Here is an 878-nt window from a genome sequence, read left to right as displayed (position 1 = left end):
TGCTGCTGGACGAGCCCACCAACAACCTGGATATCCACACTATCCACTGGCTGGCGGAAGTGCTGAACCAGCGCCGCTCCACCATGATCATCATTTCCCACGATCGGCACTTCCTGAATCAGGTCTGCACCCATATGGCGGATATCGATTACGGCGAGTTACGTGTCTTCCCGGGCAATTACGAGGACTTCGTGGCTGCCTCCACCCTGATTCAGGAACAGCTGCACGCGGAGAACGCCAAGAAGAGCGCGGAGCTAGAAGAGCTGCAATCCTTCGTCAACCGCTTCTCCGCCAACGCATCCAAGGCCAAGCAGGCCAGCTCGCGAGCGAAGAAGATGGAGAAAATCAAGCTGGAGGAGGTGAAGCCCTCCAGCCGGGTGAAACCCTACATCACCTTCCAGCAGAGCAAGAAGCTGCACCGTCAGGCGCTGACCCTGGAAGACCTGTCCCACGGTTACGATGGGGAAACCCTGTTCGCCGGCGGCGAGATGATCCTTGAGGCCGGCGCACGCCTGGCGGTGATCGGCGAGAACGGGGTCGGCAAGACCACTTTCCTGCGCTGCCTGGTAGATCAGCTGCAGGCCAACAGCGGCGTGGTGAAGTGGTCCGAGAACGCGGCCATCGGCTACTGCCCCCAGGACAGTAGCGCCGACTTCGACAACGACCTCACCATCTTCGAATGGATGTCCCAGTGGCGCACCCCCAAGCATGATGACCTGGCGGTACGCGGCATGCTCGGGCGCCTGCTGTTTACCGCAGACGACGCCAACAAGAAGGCGCGGGTTTGCTCCGGTGGCGAAAAGAACCGCCTGCTGTTCGGCAAGCTGATGATGATGGACACCAATGTGCTGGTCATGGACGAGCCCACCAACCACCTG

Annotated in this window: 1 protein-coding gene; it reads left to right on the top strand. The window is 60.4% G+C overall.

The window, feature by feature from the left end; all coding sequences use genetic code 11:
• The coding region (locus B4U49_RS00440) for an ATP-binding cassette domain-containing protein (RefSeq protein WP_143735435.1) at window positions 1–878 on the top strand (878 nt) is incomplete at both ends.

The organism is Microbulbifer mangrovi (assembly GCF_002009015.1).
Classification (GTDB): domain Bacteria; phylum Pseudomonadota; class Gammaproteobacteria; order Pseudomonadales; family Cellvibrionaceae; genus Microbulbifer; species Microbulbifer mangrovi.
This window is presented reverse-complemented; position numbering and strand designations above follow the sequence as displayed.